This is a genomic window from Microcoleus sp. Pol12A5 (genome assembly GCF_036701435.1).
GTDB lineage: Bacteria > Cyanobacteriota > Cyanobacteriia > Cyanobacteriales > Microcoleaceae > Microcoleus.
Genome location: NZ_JAUBQU010000002.1, coordinates 62,441 through 86,481, shown reverse-complemented (window position 1 = coordinate 86,481; position 24,041 = coordinate 62,441). Strand labels below are relative to the sequence as shown.

Annotated in this window: 13 protein-coding genes; 4 read left to right on the top strand and 9 right to left on the bottom strand. The window is 45.4% G+C overall.

Annotation, left to right across the window (positions count from 1 at the left end; translation table 11 throughout):
* Window positions 1-13: 13 nt before the first annotated feature.
* The 6 genes from QUA45_RS01030 to QUA45_RS01005 all read right to left on the bottom strand — a co-directional run bounded on the left by QUA45_RS01030 (window position 14) and on the right by QUA45_RS01005 (window position 15,433).
* Window positions 14-7,546, bottom strand: coding sequence for an amino acid adenylation domain-containing protein (locus QUA45_RS01030; protein ID WP_333094707.1), 7,533 nt, complete (start codon window positions 7,544-7,546; stop codon window positions 14-16).
* Window positions 7,547-8,285: 739 nt separating this feature from the next.
* Window positions 8,286-8,765, bottom strand: a complete 480-nt coding sequence (locus QUA45_RS01025; protein ID WP_333218964.1) for a hypothetical protein — start codon at window positions 8,763-8,765, stop codon at window positions 8,286-8,288.
* A 39-nt stretch (window positions 8,766-8,804) separates the two neighbouring features.
* Window positions 8,805-11,918 carry an efflux RND transporter permease subunit gene (locus QUA45_RS01020; RefSeq protein ID WP_333218962.1) on the bottom strand — a complete coding sequence of 1,038 codons (3,114 nt, stop codon included), beginning with the start codon at window positions 11,916-11,918 and terminating at the stop codon, window positions 8,805-8,807.
* Between the two features lie 97 nt (window positions 11,919-12,015).
* A complete protein-coding gene (locus tag QUA45_RS01015; protein ID WP_333218960.1) occupies window positions 12,016-13,962 on the bottom strand; it encodes an efflux RND transporter periplasmic adaptor subunit in 1,947 nt (648 codons plus the stop codon).
* Between the two features lie 202 nt (window positions 13,963-14,164).
* Entirely contained in the window at window positions 14,165-14,362 is a 198-nt protein-coding gene (locus tag QUA45_RS01010; RefSeq protein WP_333094702.1) for a hypothetical protein, read from the bottom strand.
* A 348-nt stretch (window positions 14,363-14,710) separates the two neighbouring features.
* The gene (locus tag QUA45_RS01005; RefSeq protein ID WP_333094701.1) at window positions 14,711-15,433 is read right to left on the bottom strand and encodes a DUF305 domain-containing protein; all 723 of its coding nucleotides are present in this window, start codon (window positions 15,431-15,433) and stop codon (window positions 14,711-14,713) included.
* Window positions 15,434-15,755: 322 nt separating this feature from the next.
* Here QUA45_RS01005 and QUA45_RS01000 point away from each other — a divergent pair, with 322 nt between their 5' ends.
* From QUA45_RS01000 to gloA, 4 genes are all read left to right on the top strand, one after another.
* Entirely contained in the window at window positions 15,756-15,950 is a 195-nt protein-coding gene (locus QUA45_RS01000; RefSeq protein ID WP_333218958.1) for a heavy-metal-associated domain-containing protein, read from the top strand.
* A gap of 36 nt (window positions 15,951-15,986) precedes the next feature.
* Window positions 15,987-18,242, top strand: a complete 2,256-nt coding sequence (locus tag QUA45_RS00995; protein WP_333218956.1) for a heavy metal translocating P-type ATPase — start codon at window positions 15,987-15,989, stop codon at window positions 18,240-18,242.
* A 19-nt stretch (window positions 18,243-18,261) separates the two neighbouring features.
* Window positions 18,262-18,774 carry a cupredoxin domain-containing protein gene (locus tag QUA45_RS00990; RefSeq protein WP_333218954.1) on the top strand — a complete coding sequence of 171 codons (513 nt, stop codon included), beginning with the start codon at window positions 18,262-18,264 and terminating at the stop codon, window positions 18,772-18,774.
* Window positions 18,775-18,884: 110 nt separating this feature from the next.
* Entirely contained in the window at window positions 18,885-19,313 is a 429-nt protein-coding gene (gene gloA / locus QUA45_RS00985; RefSeq protein ID WP_333094696.1) for a lactoylglutathione lyase, read from the top strand.
* Window positions 19,314-19,429: 116 nt separating this feature from the next.
* On the opposite strand, the gene QUA45_RS00980 is transcribed toward gloA, so the two are convergent.
* The 3 genes from QUA45_RS00980 to QUA45_RS00970 all read right to left on the bottom strand — a co-directional run bounded on the left by QUA45_RS00980 (window position 19,430) and on the right by QUA45_RS00970 (window position 23,868).
* Complete coding sequence (locus QUA45_RS00980) at window positions 19,430-21,199, bottom strand: hypothetical protein (protein ID WP_333094695.1); 1,770 nt, start codon at window positions 21,197-21,199, stop codon at window positions 19,430-19,432.
* A 276-nt stretch (window positions 21,200-21,475) separates the two neighbouring features.
* Complete coding sequence (locus QUA45_RS00975) at window positions 21,476-22,447, bottom strand: DUF459 domain-containing protein (RefSeq protein ID WP_333218952.1); 972 nt, start codon at window positions 22,445-22,447, stop codon at window positions 21,476-21,478.
* Window positions 22,448-22,452: 5 nt separating this feature from the next.
* The gene (locus QUA45_RS00970) at window positions 22,453-23,868 is read right to left on the bottom strand and encodes an MBOAT family O-acyltransferase (RefSeq protein WP_333094692.1); all 1,416 of its coding nucleotides are present in this window, start codon (window positions 23,866-23,868) and stop codon (window positions 22,453-22,455) included.
* Between the last annotated feature and the right edge of the window lie 173 nt (window positions 23,869-24,041).

Genomic DNA, 24,041 nt, shown 5'->3' with positions numbered 1-24,041 from the left:
CGGAGGCAAAAGTTTAATCATCGTTAATCGGCCCGACATGATAGAAATCATCCGCCTGCACACGATCTATGCACTCCCTCAATTTTTCAGCCAGCACCTGTACGTGAGGTTCTTGTAGCATACTAAAGGTATTGCCAGGAACATCATGGATCTCCAATCCTCCAGGAGCCAGTTCGCTCCATCCCAAATCAGGCTCTAAGAAGTCCATGTTCTCCATAGGCCGGAAGAGGGTCACTCGCTCCGGGTAAACCTGTTTTGGTGCGAACTCCCACTCCATATTTCCCTCCTCTTTTTTCTTTCGATAAGTGAAGCTTTGGAAAGCTGGAGGCAAAGGACGCCCCATACGCTCGTAAAACTCGCAGTAAATACTCATTAGCCGATTCTTTGCTTCCTCTAGCCTCCTCTGGCTTAACAAGTAGGCGGGGCCAAATCGTAAAAAGTTATTCCAGTGCGCCAATACCCGCTCTTCGACTGGCATTATTTTGATGGCTCTATCATCTTTTAAAGTATCTAACAAGGCTAGCAGAGCTACCTTTTGACCTTGCGCGTGGAGCTGCTGCGCCACCTCATAGGCTATTCGGCCCCCGCAATATATACCTGCTAAAAGATAAGGACCTTCAGGTTGGATGATTCGCATTTCTTTGAGGTAGTGAGCCACCAGATCCTCAATTTTATTCAAAGAAACTTCATCCATAATCCCTACTGCTAGCCCATAAATGGGTTGTTCAGGATCTAGATGACTGGCCAAAGGGCGACAAAACTTTAGACCCTCGCCAAGTACATGGAAAAAGAACAAAGGCGGTTTAGAGCCTCCCGGTTGAATTGTCACCACCGTTTGCGAAGGTGCTGACCATCCTTTCTGGCGGAGAATGTTGGCCAGTTGCTCAATAGTTGGTGATTGGAAGAGGGTAGCCAGGGGGAGATTTTTCCCAAAGGCTTTCTCGATTTGTGCCAATAGGCGCACGGCTAGTAGAGAGTGTCCTCCCACGTCAAAGAAATTGTCCTTCACACTGATGGGCTTTTTGCGTAAAACGTTTTCCCAAATTTTTGTTAGTTGGATTTCTAAATCATCGCTGGGAGGCACAAAGGTACTAGCTGGCTCTTGCCTGAGCCCGTCGGGTGCGGGCAGGGCGCGCTGGTCTATTTTCCCGTTGGGTGTTAGGGGTATGGTGTCTAGGAAAACGAAGGCTGATGGCACCATATAGTCAGGGAGCCTTTGCTTGAGGAAGCATCGTAGGTCGTCGGTAGTGGGTTTCTGCTGTTGATTGGAAACAATGTAGGCAACTAAACGTTTGTCGCCTTCTATGTCAACCCTTGCTGTTACTACACACTGCTGCACAGTAGGATATTGGGATAGAGTTGACTCAACCTCCCCCAGTTCGATGCGGAAACCACGGATTTTGACTTGATTATCTATGCGACCGAGAAACTCAATGTTGCCGTCGGGTAGATAACGAGCTAGGTCCCCAGTTTTATAAAGGCGTGTCCCTGGTTCATTGCTAAAGGGGTTGGGGATAAATTTATCTTTGGTCAACTCGGGGCGGTTGAGGTAGCCTCGGGCGATGCCTTCACCACCAATGTGGAGTTCCCCCTGTACACCAATGGGAACAGGATTCAAATATTTATCCAGCAGATATATCTGCATATTGGCAATAGGGCGACCAATCGGAACCTGTGTTCTGAGTGCCGAAGACTGACAATGATATACACTGCTCCAGACCGTTCCTTCTGTTGGCCCGTATTCGTTGAACAAAGATGTCTTAGCCAGCAGCTTAGTATGGCGTTCAACCAACTCTCTGGAACACGGTTCGCCTGCCACAATAACACTACGAAGACAAGTGAGCTGTTGTGATTCCGCTTGATCCAAAATCAGGTTATAGAGAGATGGAAGACTCAATAAATGCGATACATGATGTTGAGCAATTAACTTTGTAAGCTGTAACAGCTCTTGTTGGAAATTTGCTGGTGGTATTACAAGTATGCCTCCCTGGCACAATGTCCAAAAGATGCCTGCGATCGAACTGTCAAAGGCAAACGACGAAAGTAAGAAGAAACTGGTGACGGGTTCGCTGTAATAAGAAATACGAGCACTGGTGGAGTGGACTAGGTTTTGATGGGTTACCAGCACTCCTTTGGGTTTCCCTGTAGAACCGGAGGTATAGATTGTATAAGCCAGGTTATCGCTCGTCAGGCAGATGAGGGGTTTTTCCTCGCTCTCTTGGGCGATTACTTCCCAGTCGGTGTCCAAGCACAAACGCTGTGCTTTGTACTCGGAAAAACCTGCGACTAGCTTCTGTTGGGTTAATAGCACCGACACCTGGGCATCTTCCAGCATGAAGGCTAGACGATCGTGGGGATACGATGGGTCTAACGGCAAATAAGCCCCACCAGCCTTGAGAATGCCTAGGAGTCCTACGATCATCTCTAGCGATCGCTCTACACAAATTCCGACCAGCATTTCTGGCTCCACACCCATTTTTTGCAGGTGGTGTGCTAGTTGATTGGCACGATAATTGAGCTGCTGGTAGGTTAATTGCTCGTTTTCAAAGACTACTGCAACCGCGTTAGGAGTTAGCTCTACTTGGGCTTCAAATAACTGATGGATACAGGCTTGATTGGGGTAATCTGTCTGGGTGTTATTCCACTCCACTAGCAGTTGATGCTGTTGGGCTGCACTCAACAGGGGTAAATCGCAGAGGCGCTGTTCGGGATTGTCGACGATGCCTTCCACCAAGGTCTGAAAATGGTTCGTCATCCGGGTGATAGTGAGGGTGTCGAACAAGTCTGTGTTGTATTCAAACCAGCCCCTGATACCCTCCGCACTCTCTTCTAGTTCAAGGGTTAAATCAAACTTTGCTGTGCCGTTATGGACTTCCAGAGGGGTTAGACTTAGACCCCGAAACTCCAAAGCCGATATCGGGGCATTTTGGAGAACAAACATCACCTGAAACAGGGGATTACGGCTCAAATCCCGTTCTAGTTGCAGTTCCTCTACCAGCTTCTCGAAAGGCAAGTCCTGGTGAGCATAGGCTCCCAAAGCCACCTCACGCACCCGACCTAGCAATTCCCGGAAACTTGGCTCGCCTGAAAGCTCAGTTCGTAGCACCAAAGTATTGACAAAAAATCCAATCAACCCTTCAACTTCAACGCGGTTGCGATTAGCGATGGGAGAACCCACAATAACGTCTTCCTGACCTGTATATCGGTAGAGTAGTATCTGGAAGACCGCCAGTAAGGTCATAAACAAAGTAACGCCTTCCTGCTGCGAGAGCGCTTTGAGGGCATCGGAACTTTTCTTAGGCAGTTCCAGAGATTGCCTTGCACCTCGATAAGTTTGAACTGGAGGTCGGGGGCGATCGGTGGGCAAGTCCAGCACGGGCAACTGACCACCTAGATGCCGCTTCCAGTAGTTAAGTTGAACCTCCAACACCTCACCGACGAGCCACTCGTTCTGCCAGGCCGCAAAGTCAGCATATTGGATAGGTAGTTCAGGCAATGGCGAGGACTTCTCAGTGGAAAAAGCTTCATAAAGCGCCGTCAATTCCCCCATAAACACACCAAGAGACCAGCCGTCGGAGACGATGTGGTGCATGGTCAACAGGAGCAAATGTTCCTCTTCTGCCAGGTGCAAGAGTTTGACGCGAAACAATTGTTGATTAACCAAGTCAAAGGGGCGCTGAGCTTCCTCAGTAGCTAACCGTTGAGCTTCCACCTCCCGTTCAGTCTCAGGAAGTTCCCGGAGGTCTACGATCGGCAACAGCAAGGTAACAGCCGGATGAATGACCTGAATTGGCTGCCCATTCACAGCACTAAAGGTAGTCCGTAGAGCTTCGTGACGCCTCACAATTTCACTTAAGCTCTGCTCTAGTGCCGTCACGTTGAGCGAACCTTTCAAGCCAAGAGCGTTAGGGAGGTTATATAGGGGTGTCCCAGACATCAATTGGTCGAGGAACCACAGCCGCTGCTGAGCAAACGACAAAGGCAGGTCTCCCTCGCGTGAGATGAGACTAATGGGCAGACCCTGTAGACTGCCTTTTTCTTCTGCTCGGCTGGCTGTCTCGACGCTCTTGGCCAAGCCAGCTAGGGTAGGCTCCTCAAAGAGAGTATGCAGGGGGAGTTCTACTCCGAAAGCTTCGCGCACGCGAGAAATGACTTGGGTTGCTAGTAAGGAATGTCCCCCCAACTCAAAGAAGTTGTCGTGAATGCCCACCCACTCAAGCCTGAGAACTTCGCTCCAGATGCCCGCGAGCACTTCCTCAAAAGGCGTAAGATGTGGCACAAAAGTTTCTTCTAGATTTGATCTTGTCCCGTCAGGCACTGGGAGAGCGCGGCGATCGACCTTACCGTTGGGCGTCAGCGGCACCGCTTCGAGCTGCACAAATGCAGAAGGTATCATGTGCTCGGGCAGTTTCTGCTTTAGGTCGCGGCGCAGTTCACTGATGGAGAGGACTTGCTCCTGGCTAGGAACCACATAGGCCACGAGGCGCTTGTCATTAAGGTCGTACTCCTGGTCTATAACTACGGCATCTTGGACAGCCCGGTTTTGCATCAGCACTGCCTCAATCTCGCCCAGCTCGATGCGAAAGCCACGAATTTTCACCTGATTATCGATACGACCGAGAAACTCGATGTTGCCGTCGGGTAGATAGCGAGCTAAGTCCCCAGTTTTGTACAGACGTTCTCCGGGTTGGTTACTAAAGGGGTTGGGGATAAACTTCTGGGTCGTCAACTCTGTCCGGTTGAGATAGCCCCGCGCTAAACCGTCGCCACCAATGTGCAGTTCACCTGTGACTCCGATGGGGACGGGTTGGAGAGACCGATCCAATATATAAAGCTGAGTATTGGCAATAGGACGACCAATTGGAACCAAACCTGATAGGGAGGTCTGAGCCGGAACCTCATAGATACAGCATCCAACAACCGTTTCTGTGGGACCGTATTCGTTAATTAGTCTAGTTTCAGGTGCGTGAGTCTGCCAGAATGAAATGCTCTTTTTCGAGAGAGCCTCGCCACCGATAATTAAGGCTCTTGTCTGACCCGCCGCCTGCTTACTGGGTAATAACTCACTGAGTAGTGCCAGATGGGCCGGGGTGATTTTGACGAGGCTAAAATTACTTTGAGAACACAAGACGGCACTAAGAGCTTCTATCTCCTGCTTCTCTGGGAGGAAGACTACCCTCTGTCCTACCAATAGGGGAGAGAATAAGCTGGTAATGGTCGCGTCGAAGCCGATCGAAGAATGAACCGGAGAACCAACCCCATCGGCTACTGCATACGCTTTTATGCACCAGCTAAGATAATTGACCAATCCTTGGTGGACAATCATCGTTCCCTTTGGTTTCCCGGTTGACCCAGAGGTGTAAATTATATAAGCCAAGTTGGCGGCATTAACCCCGCTGTTGAGATTCTTCTCACTCTCCTGAGAAATTAACCCCCAGCCTGTATCCAAGCAGATCGCATACGCACCTTGCTCAGGCAATCGAGTTAGCAACTTCTCTTGGGTCAATAGCACCGACACCTGTGAGTCTGACAGCATGAACCCTAGACGTTCTTTCGGATATGCCGGATCTAGAGGCACGTAGGCTCCACCCGCTTTGAGAATAGCGAGAAGCCCCACCATCATCTCCAGCGATCGCTCTACAAAAATCCCCACTAAAACCTCTGGTCCTACCCCCAGTTTTTGCAGGTAGTGCGCTAGCTGATTCGCTCGGCCATTTAGTTCCCGATAGGTCAACTGTTTGTCTTCATAAACTACCGCCATCGCATCAGGTGTCTGCTCCACCTGAGCCTCAAATAACTGATGGATACACTTATCCTTGGGGTAATCTGCCTGAGTATCATTCCACTCCACCAGAATTTTGTGACACTCTCGCTCAGATAACAGAGGCAGATCGGCAACGCGCCCTTTGGGGTCAGTTACGATACCTTGCAAGAAAGTAGCAAACTGATCCAACATCCTGGCAATGCTGTCACCATCCAATGCCTCGGTGTTATAGAGCCAACAGCATTCTTTCCCCTCTGACGGAATGACCAGCGTCAACTCATTACCAAACCCGGCTTGGTGCTCGTCTAGTTTTTCTACCCGTTCTACGACCACCGGAAAAATGGGTTCACGACTCCGATCGGGCAATGAACGAAGAGCTGGATACCTAGCTACGACATCACGCGCATAAGTCTTGTGAAGTTTGGTCAACTCCACCTGCTCCTCAATGACTTTAAAAACTTCCTCAAAACTTTGCTCGTAGTCTATATCTACGCGACAAGAAACAATTGAGGCAAAACCGCCTTCGATCCCTACTAACTCCCGTTGCAGCTCGACATCTCTAAATCCGATATCGAAACATCCAGTTCCTCCAATACGGCCCAGATAAATGGCAAAAGCAGCAAACAGGAAGTCGCCTTTATTCCATTCGGGCTGGCGCTCCTCCAGAAATGTTGTGACTTCATGCGGTATGGACATCTTTACACTTGTGTACTGCTTCTGTTCCAAGTGTGATGCCATCGGATCTGCATAGGGAACCGTAATTGGCTGTAACGTCGCTAATTTCTTTACCCAAAAATCCTCGTGCTGACCAATTAATCCATCAAACCTCTCAATACGCCTCGCCCTGTCTGGCTCGATGTCCTTAAACTTATACCCAACTTGCAGTCCAAATCTCTCGACCAAATCAGGAATCGATAGCGCTTGACCGTCGATGGTCAGCACTTGGCGCAGCACTACCTCGTAACTTGCTGTAGAAACCGTCAAGAAGTTGGGTTCAATCGCCGTGATTGTTCCTGGAGAAGACTTAGACAGGTCATCCTTAACTTCGAGTTTGGGGATAATGATCAAGTCGCTCCCTATACTCAACTTCGCCACACCAAGGGCATTGGGGTAGGAACCAAAGTCCAATGCCCTAATGTCGGCATCCATATCATAGGCACAACGATTGAACGAGAGTACACCTCCAGCAAAAAGTCTTTTTGAGTGTCCCAAATAGGTTAGCTCATCTAGGTTCTGCTTGTTCGCTAACGCTTGGCCACTTGAGATATCATCAACTAACTCTTCAAACGAACGAATCGCCGCTTCATCACATTTCCCATTGAGAGAAAAAGCCGTATCGTCATCAGCAATATCGATAGCAACCTGCTTCAGGATATCGCCGCCCTCAACCAAATTACTTATCACATACCACGTCACCCCATGAGTCTTCTCCCGGTGCATCAAAGCCCAAGAGGTAGCATTGAGTCCCGCATACTTCGGCAGTGGGGCATCATGGTAGTTGATCGCTAACTGACGCGGCAACTCCAAAATTTCTTTGGGTAATAGCGATCTGTTGACAATGTTGAATAGGTAATCAAAAGGCTGTTGTCTTAAAAATGCTATGAGATTCTCTGTTTGTGGGATGTGAGGTATGTGCTTTGCCTTCGCCCAGCTACTTATCGATACATCACGGGAGATGACACCGAAAATCTGATGACCCCGCTCTAAAAGAAGTTCAGCACATTGAATAAGTAAAGTTCCTTCTCCAATAAGAAAACAACTAAATTGATTCTGAATATACATATTTGTATTGCTTATAGTTTGAGCAAGTCAATCTAACAGTGTTTGCCACGGGGTCTTTCCACTGCTGGGACAATCACTTTATTCGCTTGATAATCATTGTTTCAGGCATGAAAGAGTTCGCCGCACGCTCTAGAAGCCTGGTTAGCTAATTTGAGATTTTTTTAAGTAGCTAGGTTGACATCATCACTTCTAATAGGTTGACATCATCACTTCTAATTCGCGATCTAACCCCAGTCCGTCAGCTTTGCCATTGCCCAAGGCTAGCCTAGCGATGCACCCGATCCCCGTGCTCCCCATCATAAGCGATCGTTCCCTAACCCTGTCAAGGTGCGATCAAAATCCAGCCCAGTCCGCGATGGTTCCTGACGGGCATTTGTCAGCGGAGTTTTAACCTGGACTTCCCCCATACAAATGTACTAACAGTCCTAAAAGGTTTACTCAACAAAGGATGCAAATGTTGAGCTGAAAATTTGTAACCCTTTATCAGCAATAGCTGACGCAGGCGATCGCACTCCGATGTTGTAGATTCAATATAATTGCCGATCGCAAACAAATATCAATCATCTACATTAGTACACATTTTTTACTCAAAAATTTAAATTTTTGAGATCAGATGATTTTGAGTTTGTGAAAGTATATTTGCCGGAAAAGTTTAGTTTAGTGGAAATGCAAGAGGCAGTTGTTTGTTGCTGATTTCCTAATGCGCCCATAAGTTAGAGCGCATTAGGAAATCAGCTATTTATTGATTGAAGGTAAAACGACCATCAACTTTTTCTCCGTTAATATCCGCAGTAACTTTCACGGGATAACTTCCTGCATCTTTGCCGGGAAACACCACAGCGTAATGTTTGCCCTCAGCATCATACTTGAGAGCTAGGGTTTGCTGCTTTCCATTCGGCAACTGCAATTGAGCCGTCACTTTGGCGTTAGGAACTGGTTCCTTTTTCTCCCCTTTTTGCACAAAAACATCTAAATGAGTTCCGGTAGCTTCTTTTTCAGGTACAAATTCTAAATAGTAAGCTCCAGACTTTACAACTTGTCCCCCTTTAGTTGCTGTTGCAGGAGCAGTGGCGGGAGTAGAAGAGGCAGGTTGAGAGGCTACAGGAGGGGAGGCTGGAGTGTTATTTGGATCGCTTGCTTGGTCGCCTTTACTGCAAGCTCCCAAAAACAGCAATCCGACACTACCTAGAATAACTAAGCTAGACTTGAGCGATTTCATTGGTTTGACTCCTTGTTGACGGACAATAATTAGAAAATATCACACATTAAGTACCTTACCGTCTTCAATAACTGGCTGAGGTTTTTGAGGTCGTAAAAATGTCCCAAATTGAGCATACAAAGCTGGCAAAACTAACAGAGTTAGTGCTGTAGAAGTAAATAACCCTCCTAAAACTACTACTGACAGCGGTTGGAGGATTTCCTTGCCCGCCCCGCCTTCAAATACTAAAGGTGCTAAACCCAAAGCCGAAGTTAAAGCGGTCATCAGGATGGCATTGAGCCTTTCCATCGAACCTTTAATTATTGCTTCCTTAAAAGGCAGTCCTTCAGCAAATTTAGTATTGTAGTTGTCTACTAAAAGCAAGCCGTTACGGGTAGCAACGCCGAATAATGTGACAAAGCCAACTAGGGAAGCTACAGAGATGATGCCGCCAGTCAAAGCTACCGCAATTACTCCTCCCACTAAGCCGATCGGCAAATTAATCATAATCATAGCAGTTGAAGGAAGGGACTTGACGGACAAGTACATCAATACTGTAATTACCAAAAAGGCGATCGCACTAAATATCATAATATTTTGCGAAGCTCTTTGCTCAGCTTCAAATTGACCGCCGTACTGGATAAAATAGCCAAAAGGCAACTGCACCTCTCGTTTGACTTTAGCTTGAATTTCATTCACAACCGATCGCAAATCCCTACCTTTAGCATTCGCTGCAGCCACAATCAAGCGAGAAACATTCTCGCGGTTAATGGTATTTGGGCCCGTACCGTATTTGACAGTAGCAACTTGGGCGAGGGGGATTTTGTTGCCACTTGGAGTATCAACCAGCAAATTCTGAATAGTTTCTAAGTTATTTCGGGCTTCAGGCTGCAACCAAACAACTAAATCGAAAGTTTGCTGCACCTCCAAAACTTGAGAAACAACTTTGCCGTTCAAAGCTGTTTCAATAATTTCTGAAAGCTCTCCGATTTTCAAACCGTATCTACCCGCAGCTTGACGGTTAAATTTAATTTGAATTTGTGGCACTGGCACCTGCGGTTCGAGTTGCAAATCCACAATTCCGTCAACTGTTTTCATTTGCTCTTCAACTTGGGCACCGATGCTGCGAAGTTGATCCAAGTCCGGGCCAAAGATTTTGACAGCAATCTGACTTCTGACACCAGATAAAACCTCATCCATCCGGTGAGAAATAAAACCGCCGATATTGGGTGCAACTCCCGGCAATCTAGCAAATTCCTGCCGCAGCGACTCCAAAGTTTGCGGCCTGTTTTTCATCCCAGCCTCGCTCAAACCGATATCAATGTGAGCTAAATTAACTCCCGCAGCATCAGCATCTCCCGGAGCTCTGCCCGATCGCACTTGCACGTATTCAAACCTGCTATCATCCTTAAGTGCATCTTCAATAGCAAAAGCCGCGCTATCTGTTGTCTCCAAAGAAACCCCCGGATAAAGCATAATAGTGTTCACCAAAGTTTGCTCCTGAAACTCCGGCAAAAACACCCGCCCAAAGGAAGGTAAAATAATTAACGCAGCCACCATGCTAGCAGCAGCTAAAGCTAAAATAATTCCCGAATAGCGCATTGACAATTTTATAAAAAAATGATAGGTGCGCTTGCAAAATCTTGGAAGCCAAGGTTCCTCGGAACTCATACGTCTGTTAGGCAACAAAATAGCACAAAGGGCCGGAGATATTAACAGCGATTCCAGACTAGAAATCACCACAACTACGAGATAAGTAATCCCCATCGGCGTAAAAATTCGACCTTCTACACCGGGCAAAGTAAAAATAGGAGAAAACACCACAATACCAATAACAGTCGCTCCAATTAACGAATCGCGCACCTCCTGACTGCCATCAAAAATCACATCCATCACCGGACGCGGATGAAGAGAAGACGTATTTTCTCTCAAGTTGCGGTAGGTATTTTCGGCATAGACGATCGCATCGTCGATAGCAGTGCCGATCGCCACCGACAAACCCCCCAAAGTCATCGTATTCAGCCCCAGCCCCAGCCAATACATCGCCAGCAAACCGAACAGCCAAGTCAGAAAGAAATCCAGCAAAACAACCGTCAGAGTGCGCCAATTCATCAAAAACGGGATGAGAATAATGGTGACGATAATACTGCCTTCAACTAAAGCCGATCGCACATTCTCCACCGAGGAGTTAATATATTCTTCCTGTCGAAAAGTCACAGTAACTTTAATATCTTTTGGCAGAGCTTGCTGCACCTCAGCCATTGCTGCCTCAACCGCTTTAGTTACCGTCGGAGTATCAGCAACTGGCTGTCTGTTTACCATCACAATTACAGCTTTTTTGCCGTTAAAACTGCCATCGCCCCGCTTGATTGCAGCACCAATCTTGACATCAGCTACATCAGAAATTCTGACAGGTGTTCCGTGGCGAGAGGCGATCGCCGATTGCTGCAAATCTTCCAGAGACTCAATCCGCCCCACCCCCCGGATTAAAGTTTCTCGATCCGGCGTAATTAAATACCCCCCCGGCGCGTTAACATTCGCAGCCGCCGCCGCTTCGCCAACTTGCTGCAACGACACATTAAAAGCTTTCAACTTGGCAGGTTCTACTAATACTTGATACTGCCTTTCTTCGCCGCCGTAAGCCACCACTTGAGCAACGCCTGTTACTGCCAAAAGCCGATTTGTGACTTGCCAATCAACCAGACGGCGCACTTCCATCAAAGGAGTAGTTTCTGATGTAAAAGCATAGGTAATAACAGTGCCCACAGGAGAAGTTGTCGGAGAAATTTGCGGTGTTTCTACCCCAGCCGGGAGTTTGCTTTCAGCTTGCTGCAACCGTTCTGTTATCAACTGGCGCGCTTGATAAATTTCAGTTCCCCAATCAAAGATTACCTTAACCGAAGAAAGGCCCACAGCAGAAGACGATCGCACTGCTGTCACCCCAGGAGTTCCGTTAATCGCACTTTCAATTGGCAGTGTTACTAAAGACTCGATTTCTTCCGGTGCCAGACCCGGTGCTTCCGTCTGAATTTCCACCTGCGGGGGTGCAAAAGGAGGGAAGACATCAAGGGACATTTGCGGGATGATATATAATGTCCAAAGACTAATAATAATGGTGGCGATAACGACTAGCCAGCGACGGTTAATTACCCATCTGAGAATTGTGCTGAACATTTAATAATTTGGGAATTGGGAATTGGGAATTGGGCATGGGGCATTGGGCATTGATAAAAACAGCTATCCGTGTATCCGTGACTTCCGTGTCGTGCTGTTACTTTAAACTCTTGACTTCTGCCTCTTGAGTTTTAACGTGATGGTTGTTATTGTGTAACAGCAATTCATTGTCCAACGCCGATGCAGAGGCGGAAAAACTATTGTTTCCGGCATTGTTTCCAGAATCCGCTGCTATTGCTGGCAATTTGCGCCGATTTCCCCACAACACGCCGGCTGTGAAAGTCAGGGATGCGATCGCAACTCCTCCTCCTATTCCCGCCCACCATAAAGACACGGGTAAATTATTAAAATTAACCTCTGTTACCTTGGGAGGTGCGTCTTTCTTTGCCTCGTCTTTTGAGAACTTGCTGTCCCCCCGCAAAGATTGTGCGTAAAGTTGAGGTGCTCGCTGCGTTACTATCAAATCTCCCTCGAATAAACCCCTCTTAACTTCAACTAAATCTCCGGCAGTTTGACCGAGTTCAATTTCAACAGCTTGATAAGCATTGCCATTTTGGACGTAAACGGTTTTTTTACCGCTAACATCCACTACCGCCGCACTCGGAATTGCTAAAATATTTGTGGCAGTTTTGTCTGTTAAAATCTCTAACTCCGCAAACAGTCCGGGCTTTAATTCCCCGTTAATATTATCTAGTTCTGCTTTGACCGGCACAACCCGCGTTTCTCCTTCCACGGATGACCCAATTAAGGCGATTTTTCCATTAAAAGTGCGATCGGGTAAATTAGCGACTTTTACCCTGACTTCCTGACCCTTTTTTACTTGATTCAGGTCTTTTTCGTAAATATTGGCTGTGGCAAAAACGCGGCTGTCATTTAAGAGACTCATCAACGGTTTTTCAGCGTTTACTGACTCTCCTGGGGTGATTTCGCGATCGGCTACCGTCCCCAAAATCGGAGCAACTACGGTAACGAGTCCTCGATCGTTGGCAACAGTTCCTAATTGTTGGAGTCGCGCTTGATAGGCTGCGTCAGCCAAGCGAATGCGCGACTGAGCGACTTCAACGGCAGTTTTGCCGCGTTTGAGTTGGTTCTCGGCTTCTAGGACTTCCCGGCGACTCTGAGCTCTGGTAAGTTGAGCTTTTGCTTCTGCTACTCTGCCTTGAGATTCCCGCAATTCCCGCATCGGCAGGTCTACTTCGGCTTGTTTAATTTCGGTTTGGGCTTTGATAACTTCAGGACGGCTTTTTGCCTTAGCAACAGCGGCTTGTGCTTCGGCGAAGTGGGCTTGCGATTCCAGCATTGTGCGCCGCGCGATCGCTCCTGATGCCGCTAATTCTTGGTCGCGATCGAACTGTTCTTTAGCAATAGTTAATTCTGTTTCTGCCCGCGCTATTTCGGCTTGCGCTATTTCAACTTGACGTTGATAGTTTTCTTTAGCGGCTTGCACAACCGAACGCTTGTTTACTAATTCTTGTTCTCGCTGGTACTGCTTAGTTACCGCTGTCAATTGGGTTTGGGCTTGGGCGATTTCTGCTGCAGATACTTGAAGTTGGCGATCGTAATTTTCTCGTGCTAGTTTGAGATCGCCTTCCGCTTGCTGAAAATCTGCCTCAGCTTCGGCACGTTTCGAGAGAGATTCAACCCGCAATTGTCCTAATTCTGAACTCGATAAAACCGCAACCTGTTGACCTTTTGATACTTTGTCGCCAGGCTTAACCAGCAACTCTACTACTTTCCCAGCAACAGGAGCAGTAACTTCTACTTTTTGGTTTGGTAAAGTTTCAATTTGTCCAGTAGTTTTAATGCCGATATCTAGTCGCTGAGAGGCAGCAGGGGAGACTTTAATTCCTAATCGTTTTGCTGTTTCGGCATCGACAGAAATAGCAGCAGGAGTTTGAGGTGTTTCGCTGCTTTGGTGAAATTCATTTCCGTGGCCAGCGTGGGCAAAAACTGCGGCGGGAGAAGTTAGCAAAATTAGGCTGAGCAAACTTCCCGAAAAGCTGCTAATAATTGCCGGAGATGGAGCATATTTGTAAAATATCATCGTTGGCATTGTCCTTGAAATCAGGTTGAGTGCCACAGGTTTAGCAGTTGGTATTTTGCCAAGGTAAGTAAGTAACACCCATTAAGTAAAGTTACTTATTAGCATTTTCCAAGAAGCGACCGCTAAGCAATGACCAAGAGCTAGAAATGCTCTACTCAACCTAGTATTTCACGGTCACATGAAATTAGGATGAAATTTTGAATCAGCAGCCCAGATGCCCACCAGATTCTAAAATACGAAGATAAGTTTCGCCTAATGACAAGCGATTTTGCTGTAGATTTTTTTCTGTTTTTTTTATCTCTGCTGGCGCTGCAATTTCTTTTGTCAATTCGCTCAGTAGCTCATCTACGGCTGCATTCGATTTATAAGTGCTGTTTAATTCCAAGGTATTCAATATCATAAACTACCTTCTCTATGTATATAGCTTTTTGCTGACCTATCTACTACTTTAGAGGTAGGGCTGAGCAATTGTCTACAGTATTCTTACGTAACTTTCTACTACTTTAGAGGTAGGGCGGTTCAATTATCTACAGTAGGTGTAGGTACTCTCAGGGAAGTGAGGTGGAGTCAGACAAATGCTGACAGCCACAGTCGAGCTACATTACTTTGTCTACCAAGGTTGTCGCGACTTTTTCATTTGCTCGATTTCTTGCTTTGGTGAAGTAAGTATTTTCGGAACTCTTGAGCTACTGTGATTAATGTCACTCATTTTCGCGATTGGGGTCACTTTTTATTGAGGTGAGCTAAATTACTGTTTGTACCAAGTTTGGCGCCACTGTTTCATTTGCTCAATTTCTTGCTTTTGCGAAGTCAGAATTTCTTGAGACAATTTCTTCATTTCCGGGCGTTTTGACTTCTTCAAAGCATCTTCAGCCATCACTAAAGCTCCTTCGTGGTGAGGAATCATCGCATTAATAAATCGCAAGTCAAATTGGTCGTCAGCGGCCCCTAAATCCATGCTCATCATCATGCTTTGCATTTGTTCGGGAGTCATTGCCATCATGTGACCCATTGGAGCGTGATAAGCCATCGGGGTACTGCTGGCTTTGGGATACCAAGCTTTTCGCCACTCTTTCATTTGATTGATTTCGCGGTTTTGAGCAGCAATTATATCAGTGGCAAGTTTTTTCATTTCCGGGCGTTTTGATTTGTTAAGCACCTCTTTTGCCATGTTTACAGCACCTTGATGGTGTACTGTCATGCCATCAATAAACCGCAAATCGTAATCGGCATCGGCAGGGCCTAAATCCATTGACATATCGTGATTCATGCCATGATTCATGCCATGATTCATGCCACCGCCTTGGGCCACGTTTTGCTTGTTGTTTGCTTCGGTTGCAGCCGTAACATTTGGGGCTTGAGTTTCGCTGGAAGGGGCTTTTGAACAAGCTGCAAGCACTCCGCTGGTTAAAGCGGCTGCGGCGGTCAATATCAGGACTGCAAAGCCTGTTTTTAATGAAATTGGTTTCATAGATTTTATATCCTTAAAACTGCCATTTATTTTCAGTTTTTCATATATAAATGAAATTAGGATGAAATTTTTGCTGCGAACTTGTAAAGAATTATTGCTGTGCCGTCGATCGCCCTCAAATTTAAGATTTACAGAACTCACTTGAATCTAATTATGTAGGGTGCACAGCGCGTGCCTTACCCCTATGGGTAGCGTGTCAAACCAGTTTTTTTATAATTCCTGATTTATTTTGCAATTACCCTTGACTCTCCAGTTAACTGGAGACTTTACAATGGAGTTAATTCATTGATTGAGCAGAGTAGTTTCTGCTGAGGTTCAAATTATGACTTTACAGCTAAAAGTTCCTAAAATGGCTTGTTCTGCTTGTGCGACTACGATCGCAAAAGCAGTCCAAGCCATTGACTCAGCCTCAACTGTTGAGGCGGATCTCAAGACAAAATTGGTCACGATTCAAACCGCTAAGTCGGAAAGTGATGTTAGGAAAGCGATCGCATCGGCGGGCTATCCAACTATTTAAAGACAAAGGGTAAATGTCTCATTGAGGATGGCATATATGGACAATCTCACACTTAAATTGCGGGGCATGAGTTGTGCTTCTTGTGCTTCCTCTATCGAACAAGCAATTCAATCTGTTCCCGGCGTAATTGAGTGTCATGTCAATTTTGGGATGGAACAAGCAACCATCCAATACGACTCCCAGCAAACCGACTTACAAACAATTCAATCGGCGGTTGATGATGCGGGATACCAAGCTTTGCCACTTCCAGAAATGGCGGCGACAGAGGATGATTCCGAACAAGCCGATCGCAAATCTGAATCTCAAACCTTGCAGCGGAAACTCTGGACAGCAGGCATCATAAGCATCCTGCTAGTTGTGGGCGCTATTCCAGCGATGACCGGCTTGCACCTGCCATTTATTCCCGCATGGCTGCACAATTTTTGGCTGCAATTAGTCCTGACATCCCCCGTACAATTTTGGTGCGGCAAATCGTTTTATGTGGGAGCTTGGAAATCCCTAAAACGGCGTGTAGCGACAATGGATACTCTGATTGCCTTGGGTACAAGTGCTGCTTACTTTTATTCTGTATTTGTGACATTTTTCCCAGGTTTCTTGACAGCCCAAGGTTTGACTCCTAGCGTTTACTACGAAGTAGCAGCTAGCGTTATTGACTTAATTTTGTTGGGGAAAACCCTAGAAAATCGGGCGAAGGGAGAGACTTCCGAAGCCATTCGGAAACTCATGGGTTTGCAAGCAAAAACTGCTCGGATAGTTCGCAACGGGGAAGAGTTGGAAGTGCCGATCGCCCAAGTGGAAATTGGCGATGTTGTGCAGGTGCGGCCGGGAGAGCAAATCCCCGTAGATGGAGAGGTAATTGAAGGCTCTTCCACTGTAGACGAAGCAATGGTTACGGGAGAAAGTTTGCCTGTCAAAAAGCAGCTTGGCGACGAAGTTATCGGAGCGACAATTAACAAAACTGGCAGCTTCAAGTTTCGGGCGACAAGAGTTGGCAAAGATACCTTTTTAGCTCAAATTGTCAAGATGGTGCAGGATGCACAGGGTTCAAAAGCACCAATTCAAAAGTTAGCCGACCAAGTGACGGGTTGGTTTGTTCCTGTAGTAATTTCCGTCGCTTTAGCTACTTTTATTGTCTGGTTTAACACGACGGGAAACTTCACTCTAGCGACCGTGACAATGGTGGGAGTATTGATTATTGCTTGTCCCTGCGCTTTGGGTTTAGCGACTCCGACTGCTGTGATGGTTGGCACTGGTAAAGGTGCAGAAAACGGAATTTTAATTAAAGGAGCCGATAGTTTAGAATTGGCTCACAAAATCCAAATTATCGTGTTAGATAAAACTGGAACTCTTACCGAAGGTAAGCCGACTGTAACTGATTTTGTGACAATTAAAGGAACGGCGAACAGCAATGAGTTAAAATTGCTGCAATTGGCGGCGTCGGTCGAGCACAATTCGGAGCATCCTTTGGGGGAAGCTGTTGTTAGATACGCTCAATCTCAAGAGGTAAATTTGAGGGATGTTAAGGATTTTGAGGCGATCGCAGGGAGTGGCGTGCGCGGGGTTGTAGGCGGGAAGTCGATCGCCCTGGGAACGCTGAGGTGGATGCAGGAACTAGGCTGCGATACTGAATATCTGGAACTGCGCGGGAGAGCTTTGGAAGCTGCGAGCAAAACGGTTGTTTGGATGGCTGTAGAAGGCCAAATAGAGGCAATTCTCGGCATTGCTGATGCTCTCAAACCATCGTCAGCGCAGGCGGTGAAAGCACTTCAAAAACTCGGTTTGGAGGTGGCGATGCTGACGGGGGACAACCGCGCGACTGCGGAGTCGATCGCCCAATCCGTGGGCATTACTCGCGTTTTTGCCGAAGTTAGACCCGACCAAAAAGCAGCTCAAATCCAAGCCCTGCAACGGGGAGGAAAAATTGTCGCGATGGTGGGAGATGGGATTAACGACGCGCCGGCTTTGGCCGCTTCAGACGTGGGAATTGCGATCGGCACCGGCACCGATGTGGCGATCGCAGCCAGTGACATTACCTTAATTTCAGGAGATTTGCAAGGCATAGTTACAGCAATTAAACTTTCCCGCGCCACCATGCGGAACATCCGGGAAAATTTGTTTTTTGCGTTTATTTACAACATCGCTGGAATACCGATCGCGGCGGGCATTTTGTTCCCCATTTTTGGCTGGCTGCTCAATCCAATTATCGCCGGTGCAGCAATGGCTTTCAGTTCAGTCTCTGTAATTACTAATGCTTTGCGTTTGCGGAATTTTAAACCAAAATCTATTGCTTAAATTTGGAGGAATTATAAAAATGTTACAGCCTACTCAAATTTGGCGAAGTCTCGCGAGTTTAGGAATTGTGATGGGAATGACATCGGGAGTTCAAGCTTCCGAAATGTCCGTCCAGCATTCTACTTCTACGACTCAATTCTGCAGCATTGAACAGCCACTAGGTTTAAAAGTTGGCGTCACAATAGGTGGTTTAACATTAATTGGTTTGGAATTGTGGTGGTTTTTATTCAGTAAAGCTAAAGGGCAGCAAGCTGAATCTATTCAGGGGATACAAGAGTTGAATATTACTGTAGACGGGGGTTATGAGCCTGCCACTGTAGTTGTGAAAGCGGGTAAATTAGTCAGGCTCAATTTCTTGAGGCGTGACCCCAATAGTTGTCTTGAAAAAGTGTTGTTACCAGATTTTCACATTGTGCGAGAATTACCTCTAAATCAGGTAACGGCTGTTGAATTCACCCCTGACCAACCTGGACGATACCTATTTACGTGCGGCATGAATATGTTTCGGGGTGTAGTGGAAGTACAAAGCTAAATCAAATAGAAAGTTATCAACCTGCGGCAACTGCGACGGTTGAGGCGCGAGTTTTTTCAGCAAGAAATCGCTAAAATAGATGAAAGCTTAAGAAATTTGGAGTGAGCTAAATGCAACTACTACACACGATGCTCCGAGTCGGCAACCTGGAAGAGTCCCTCAAATTTTACACTGAGGTTCTGGGCATGAAATTGCTGCGGCAAAAGGACTATCCAGACGGTAAATTTACTCTGGCTTTTGTGGGCTACGGCGATGAATCCGACACTACAGTTTTGGAATTAACATACAACTGGGGCGTCACAGAGTACAATTTGGGGGATGCTTACGGTCATATTGCGATCGGCGTTGACGACATTTACGGTACTTGCGAAGAAATTAAAGCTCGTGGCGGTAAAGTTAGTCGCGAACCCGGCCCGATGAAGCACGGTTCAACAGTCATCGCTTTTGTGCAAGACCCAGATGGATATAAGGTTGAATTAATTCAACTGGCAAATCAAGGTAGCAACACCCAGAAAGTAAGTGCGGCAACCGCATCTTAGAGATCGATCGTCCTCCTAGTCCTGGTAGGGTGCGTCAGAAACAAACTTTTTGAGTTAGGTTGAAACTCTTTCTCTGACGCACCCTACTGAGGGGATTTAGGAAGTTTTCAACATTTTTAATGCGATCGCACCGACGGTACAAACTGCTGCAAGTAACTCTTTTGCCACAAAATAGCAAAACTGCTGCCTATTTGACTTAAACTATCAAATTTAGGAATTAATTTAGATTCTCGGCGCTGGTCTAAAGCAGCGAGCGCCGAAAAGAATACAGCTAATACTAACAAAAATACCACCATCACACTAAAAAAAATAGTCCAATAAACTAGAAATTCGCTTTGGTAGCTCACGGTGGATATCGAGTTAATTACTACATCAGATAAATATAAAAGCAGCCCTACTGAAAACCACACCCCGAATAATACCCACGTCCACTTAAACATATCTGTTGCAGTCTTGTTATTTTTGGACACAGAAAGTTCTAACTCTCTAATTTTGCTGTTAATATTTGAGGTAATTTCATACAGAGTATACTGCAAAGCGTCTCTGATATAATTAAGTTCATTGTCTAGGTTGATGCACTGCTCCGAGGTGTTTTTGTCTAAGCTCAGGTTTGTGAGTTGTTTGCGATGGGCAGCCAGTTTATTGTCGAGGGTGTAATCCCATTTTTCTAGCCGCTCTATAGTCAAATACAAAAGTTCCCTATTAGCATCTAACAAACTCTGGCAATATATTATTGATTTAACTAACTTGCTGAGATTGTTGATATGCTCGTCTAGAGTATTTTGGTATTTATTTTGTTTAGATGACAAGAAACTTGCGAGTTCGACATCCCGATCGCCGCACAGCGACAAAGCCTGACTATACATCTCGTCAATTTCCTTTTTACCTCGATATAGTGACGCTTTGTACTCCTCAATTTCGGAAATAGTCAGACATTCTAAGGGCTGATATTTTACATTAAATTTATATACGATCGCTGTCATAATCTGCGCCGCTTTTCGGTCTAGCTTGTCTTTGTACGGTTCTAAAATAATAGCAGCTAGATTTTTTACTCTCGCTTCCGGGTGGTGCAGGAACTCAAAAATTTTGGCAAGTATTTTGGAGAATTCCCAGTCATTAAAATTATTTTCGGCAACTTCCCAAAAGTTTGTTACCGCTGCATCGTTTTCGGCACTCAATTTGTACGGACTCGTAACTGCGATCGCAGCAAATACTCGCTCGATCCAAAACAGATATTCTTCGCAATCCATTGACAGGCTCGGCAGCAGCCAGCTCGGCCCGTACACCCAAAAATCGAGACAATTCTCATATTCCTTACTGCTGTCATTTCTGCTGCTGTCGCCCAAAGCAAATTTGTTGCTTGTTAACACTTTAATTTGCTCTTCTACCACCCGCCGCTCAATTTCCTCTGCATTGATGGTGATATTGACAGCACCTTCCTTGCCTTGCCCTGCTTCATCCAAGCAAATTGACTTAATACTAACAGCCGCAGACCAGCGAATTAAAGGAGTCGATCCCCCTCGCGCTTCCACTTCTAACGCCGCCAGCAGATTTTTGCTAAAATCAGTGGCTCTAGCCGCTATCTCACTTGATATCAGCCCCTCTCGCATCTTCCCAAATGCCTGAATTGCCAAAGCGCGAAACAGCAAATTCGGATGTGGTTTTCTGAGCGATTCCGGTATATTAGCCCTTAATATTCCGCTGTTCTGTACGCCCAAAACTTCAGCAAAAGGATCGATCCCGCAATGTTGCAAAGTTCGTTCAACTGTGTTTACTCTTTGCCAAGGTTGAGTATATTTAGTGAGAGCGATGATTAGTGCTGTACCACTGCATTCCATTGGCTCAGGGATGCTAGGGCGATCGAGTTTCCACATATTGCTCGTCATAATTTGTCCCCAGGACAATTACTAGATATGGACGCCGTTGTTTGATGCTAAATTCAGCATTGCATTTACTGCTGCTTTTTGTCAATATTAGTCCTGGAGGCATAGGGAGTTATAAACCCGGTTTCACCAGTAAATTTCTCCTGACTAAACCCCAGATTTTTCTTATAAACCTGGTTGAGCAAGGCAAAGGCGCGCCCCTAACTAAATATATAATTTAGCAGTAATCGGTGAAATGTCAAAATTTTAGGTTTGGTCACGAAACCCAACCTACTATAGTCATTTCTTTGTCGGAACTTTTAATATTTTGTCGCTCACCATTTGGTCAACAATTAAGTCGCTGATAATTTGAGCTCCGTGGGAGGTAAAGTGCAACCCGTCATTATTTTTTACATAGCCTCGCTTACCCGATTTATTGGCAACTACAGGAACAAGTTTTCCGGCTTGTCCAAATGTCTCCCAAGTAGAAATAAATTCTATTTTGGATGAAGATTTGCTGGCATTTTTATAAATATCGTTCATGATGGGAAAAGCTTTGATATAAAAAGGCTTTTTAGGTATGGATTGACCTATCCAATACACTTTTCTGACGGATGACGCATCTAGTAACTTGGCATATCTTTCTACTCTTTTTTGATAAGCTTTTTGCCATTCTTTTGTCATAACAACCCGGGCTTTTCCTTGATAATCAATAATATTTTGAGGATCGTTTGCTCCGAACAAAACTATCACTACATCGGGCTGGTAATTATTAAGAACTTGGCGAGTTCTGGCATACCAGTCATAATAATCTATCCGATTTAACCCCGTCGAGACTTTGTAGTCAATTTTCGTATCGGCGATATTGTATTTTTTCTTAAGAGTGTACTGGAGTTGAATTCCTAAGTCGAACATTACGGAATCTCCAATAAATAAAAATCTGCGATAAGGTCTGGTTAGTTTGGGTTTAGCTGGGGTTGGTTTTTTAGCATTAGCAGGCTTTGGGGGTTCAACGGTCGCTTTTGTTTCGGTTTTGACTGGAGGGATTTCTGGTTCTTTGGGGAGGCTATCGAAGTTAATATCTTTAATTTTGCTCCAAAAATCTTGTTCTGATTTTCGGAAACCGTCTATTTCGATCAGGCGCGCCGCTTGTTTAATTTCTGGACTGGCGAAAGGAGTTGAAGCAAAGCTTTTGAGAAATAATGATAAGTTTGAAAATATTAAAGTGAGAATTACAGAAGTAACAATCAGCAAAATTTCCCGGTCTTTCATATTTATTAGAAATTAAAGTAAATAAAAGGCGGAACGGTACTCGGCCCCAACATCAAGATAGTATATACGAGCAGCGAAACTAAGACAACCCGAAAGAAAATGTTTTTTAATGACAATACGGTTTGCAATAGTTTCGCGATGCGATCGCCCCACAAGTTAATCGCGCCGATAACTGCAATTACTAAATACAATTGCCAAAAGTTAAATTGAAAAGTTGCGACTGCAGGATGGACAATTCCTTCAAAAAAACTCACCGCAGTTTCCCAGTTGGGAGTGCCGAAAAATACCCAGCTACAAGTAACAAAACTAAATGTTAACAACCAACTGCAAAATTTTGCAAATCTGGGAAACGCATAGTCTAATTTAAAGTGGATAGCTTGGGGGATATCTTTACATAAATGGTTGACAATTAATCCTAAACCGTGAATTGCTCCCCAGAAAATAAAGTTTAAACCTGCGCCGTGCCAAAATCCACCGATCGCCATTGTCATCAGTAAATTTACGTACTTCCTCAACTTGCCGTATTTATTGCCACCAAAGGGAAAGTAAACGTAATCCCTTAACCACTCGGAAAGACTGATGTGCCACCTTTTCCAAAATTCTTGCAAGCTGAGCGATCGGTATGGCATATTAAAGTTGGCAATGGGTTTGAAACCCAGCAAACAGGAGATGCCGTTCGCTAAATCCGAATAGCCGCTGAAATCTACGTAAATCAAACAGGAATAGGAAATTGCCGCGAGGATTAAATCGATGCTGCTGTACTGCTGCGGGACTTTGAATGGCAAGTCAGTGAAGTTAAACAAAAAGCTCGATAAAGTATATTTTTTGAAGAGTCCCGACAAAATCAAAACTATAACTTCTTCAATTTTATAGTCGTATTTTTCCGGTGAATTTAGCTGCCAGTAAAATTCGCGAGCTCGCGAGATTGGCCCGGAGGCAATTTGGGGAAAGTAGGTAATATAGGCGGCATAGTCTACAAATTTCGGACAAGGGATTTTTTGCTGGTAGCAGTCGATTAAATGAGAAATCATTCTAAAAGTGTAGAAAGACACGCCGACGGGGGCGATTATTTGTAAAACGGGAAAGTTGGCTGGAATTTGTAGCTGGTTCAGTACCTCAAATAAAGAAGTTACAAAGAAGTTGCAATATTTAAAGATGCCGAGATAGCCAATGTTTAAAATGAGACCGGAGATTAAAGCAAGTTTTTTATACTTACTGTTGCAGAGAACCCGTAGAATGATATAATTGTAGACTGTAGAGAAAATCAGGAGCAAGAGAAAGTCAAAGCTCCAAAACGAATAAAATAATAAACTAGAAACTAACAAGACAATTTTATACAAATCGACTTGGGGTTTCACAGAGACGATCAGGCTAAAAATAATTAGGAAAAATACGAGAAATTGGTAAGTCGGAAATAGCATAAATCTCAGCCGATTAAAAATCTTGTTTCTGGCAATATTTTTATAAGTACGGCCAGCGAACCTCTCCCCAAGGGTATCGCCCTCCGCCGATCTGACCGCACAAAATTTGGGGTGGATTGCGGACTGGAAGCTTTTGCAACAGGTCAATTATTTCACAACTTCCGCCCTAGTTA

Bases quoted from the DNA above. Each gene is read 5' to 3' on its own strand.
- QUA45_RS01030 (WP_333094707.1), bottom strand. From the start codon at position 7,546: ATGTATATTCAGAATCAATTTAGTTGTTTTCTTATTGGAGAAGGAACT.
- QUA45_RS01025 (WP_333218964.1), bottom strand. From the start codon at position 8,765: ATGAAATCGCTCAAGTCTAGCTTAGTTATTCTAGGTAGTGTCGGATTG.
- QUA45_RS01020 (WP_333218962.1), bottom strand. From the start codon at position 11,918: ATGTTCAGCACAATTCTCAGATGGGTAATTAACCGTCGCTGGCTAGTC.
- QUA45_RS01015 (WP_333218960.1), bottom strand. From the start codon at position 13,962: ATGATATTTTACAAATATGCTCCATCTCCGGCAATTATTAGCAGCTTT.
- QUA45_RS01010 (WP_333094702.1), bottom strand. From the start codon at position 14,362: ATGATATTGAATACCTTGGAATTAAACAGCACTTATAAATCGAATGCA.
- QUA45_RS01005 (WP_333094701.1), bottom strand. From the start codon at position 15,433: ATGAAACCAATTTCATTAAAAACAGGCTTTGCAGTCCTGATATTGACC.
- QUA45_RS01000 (WP_333218958.1), top strand. From the start codon at position 15,756: ATGACTTTACAGCTAAAAGTTCCTAAAATGGCTTGTTCTGCTTGTGCG.
- QUA45_RS00995 (WP_333218956.1), top strand. From the start codon at position 15,987: ATGGACAATCTCACACTTAAATTGCGGGGCATGAGTTGTGCTTCTTGT.
- QUA45_RS00990 (WP_333218954.1), top strand. From the start codon at position 18,262: ATGTTACAGCCTACTCAAATTTGGCGAAGTCTCGCGAGTTTAGGAATT.
- gloA (WP_333094696.1), top strand. From the start codon at position 18,885: ATGCAACTACTACACACGATGCTCCGAGTCGGCAACCTGGAAGAGTCC.
- QUA45_RS00980 (WP_333094695.1), bottom strand. From the start codon at position 21,199: ATGACGAGCAATATGTGGAAACTCGATCGCCCTAGCATCCCTGAGCCA.
- QUA45_RS00975 (WP_333218952.1), bottom strand. From the start codon at position 22,447: ATGAAAGACCGGGAAATTTTGCTGATTGTTACTTCTGTAATTCTCACT.
- QUA45_RS00970 (WP_333094692.1), bottom strand. From the start codon at position 23,868: ATGCTATTTCCGACTTACCAATTTCTCGTATTTTTCCTAATTATTTTT.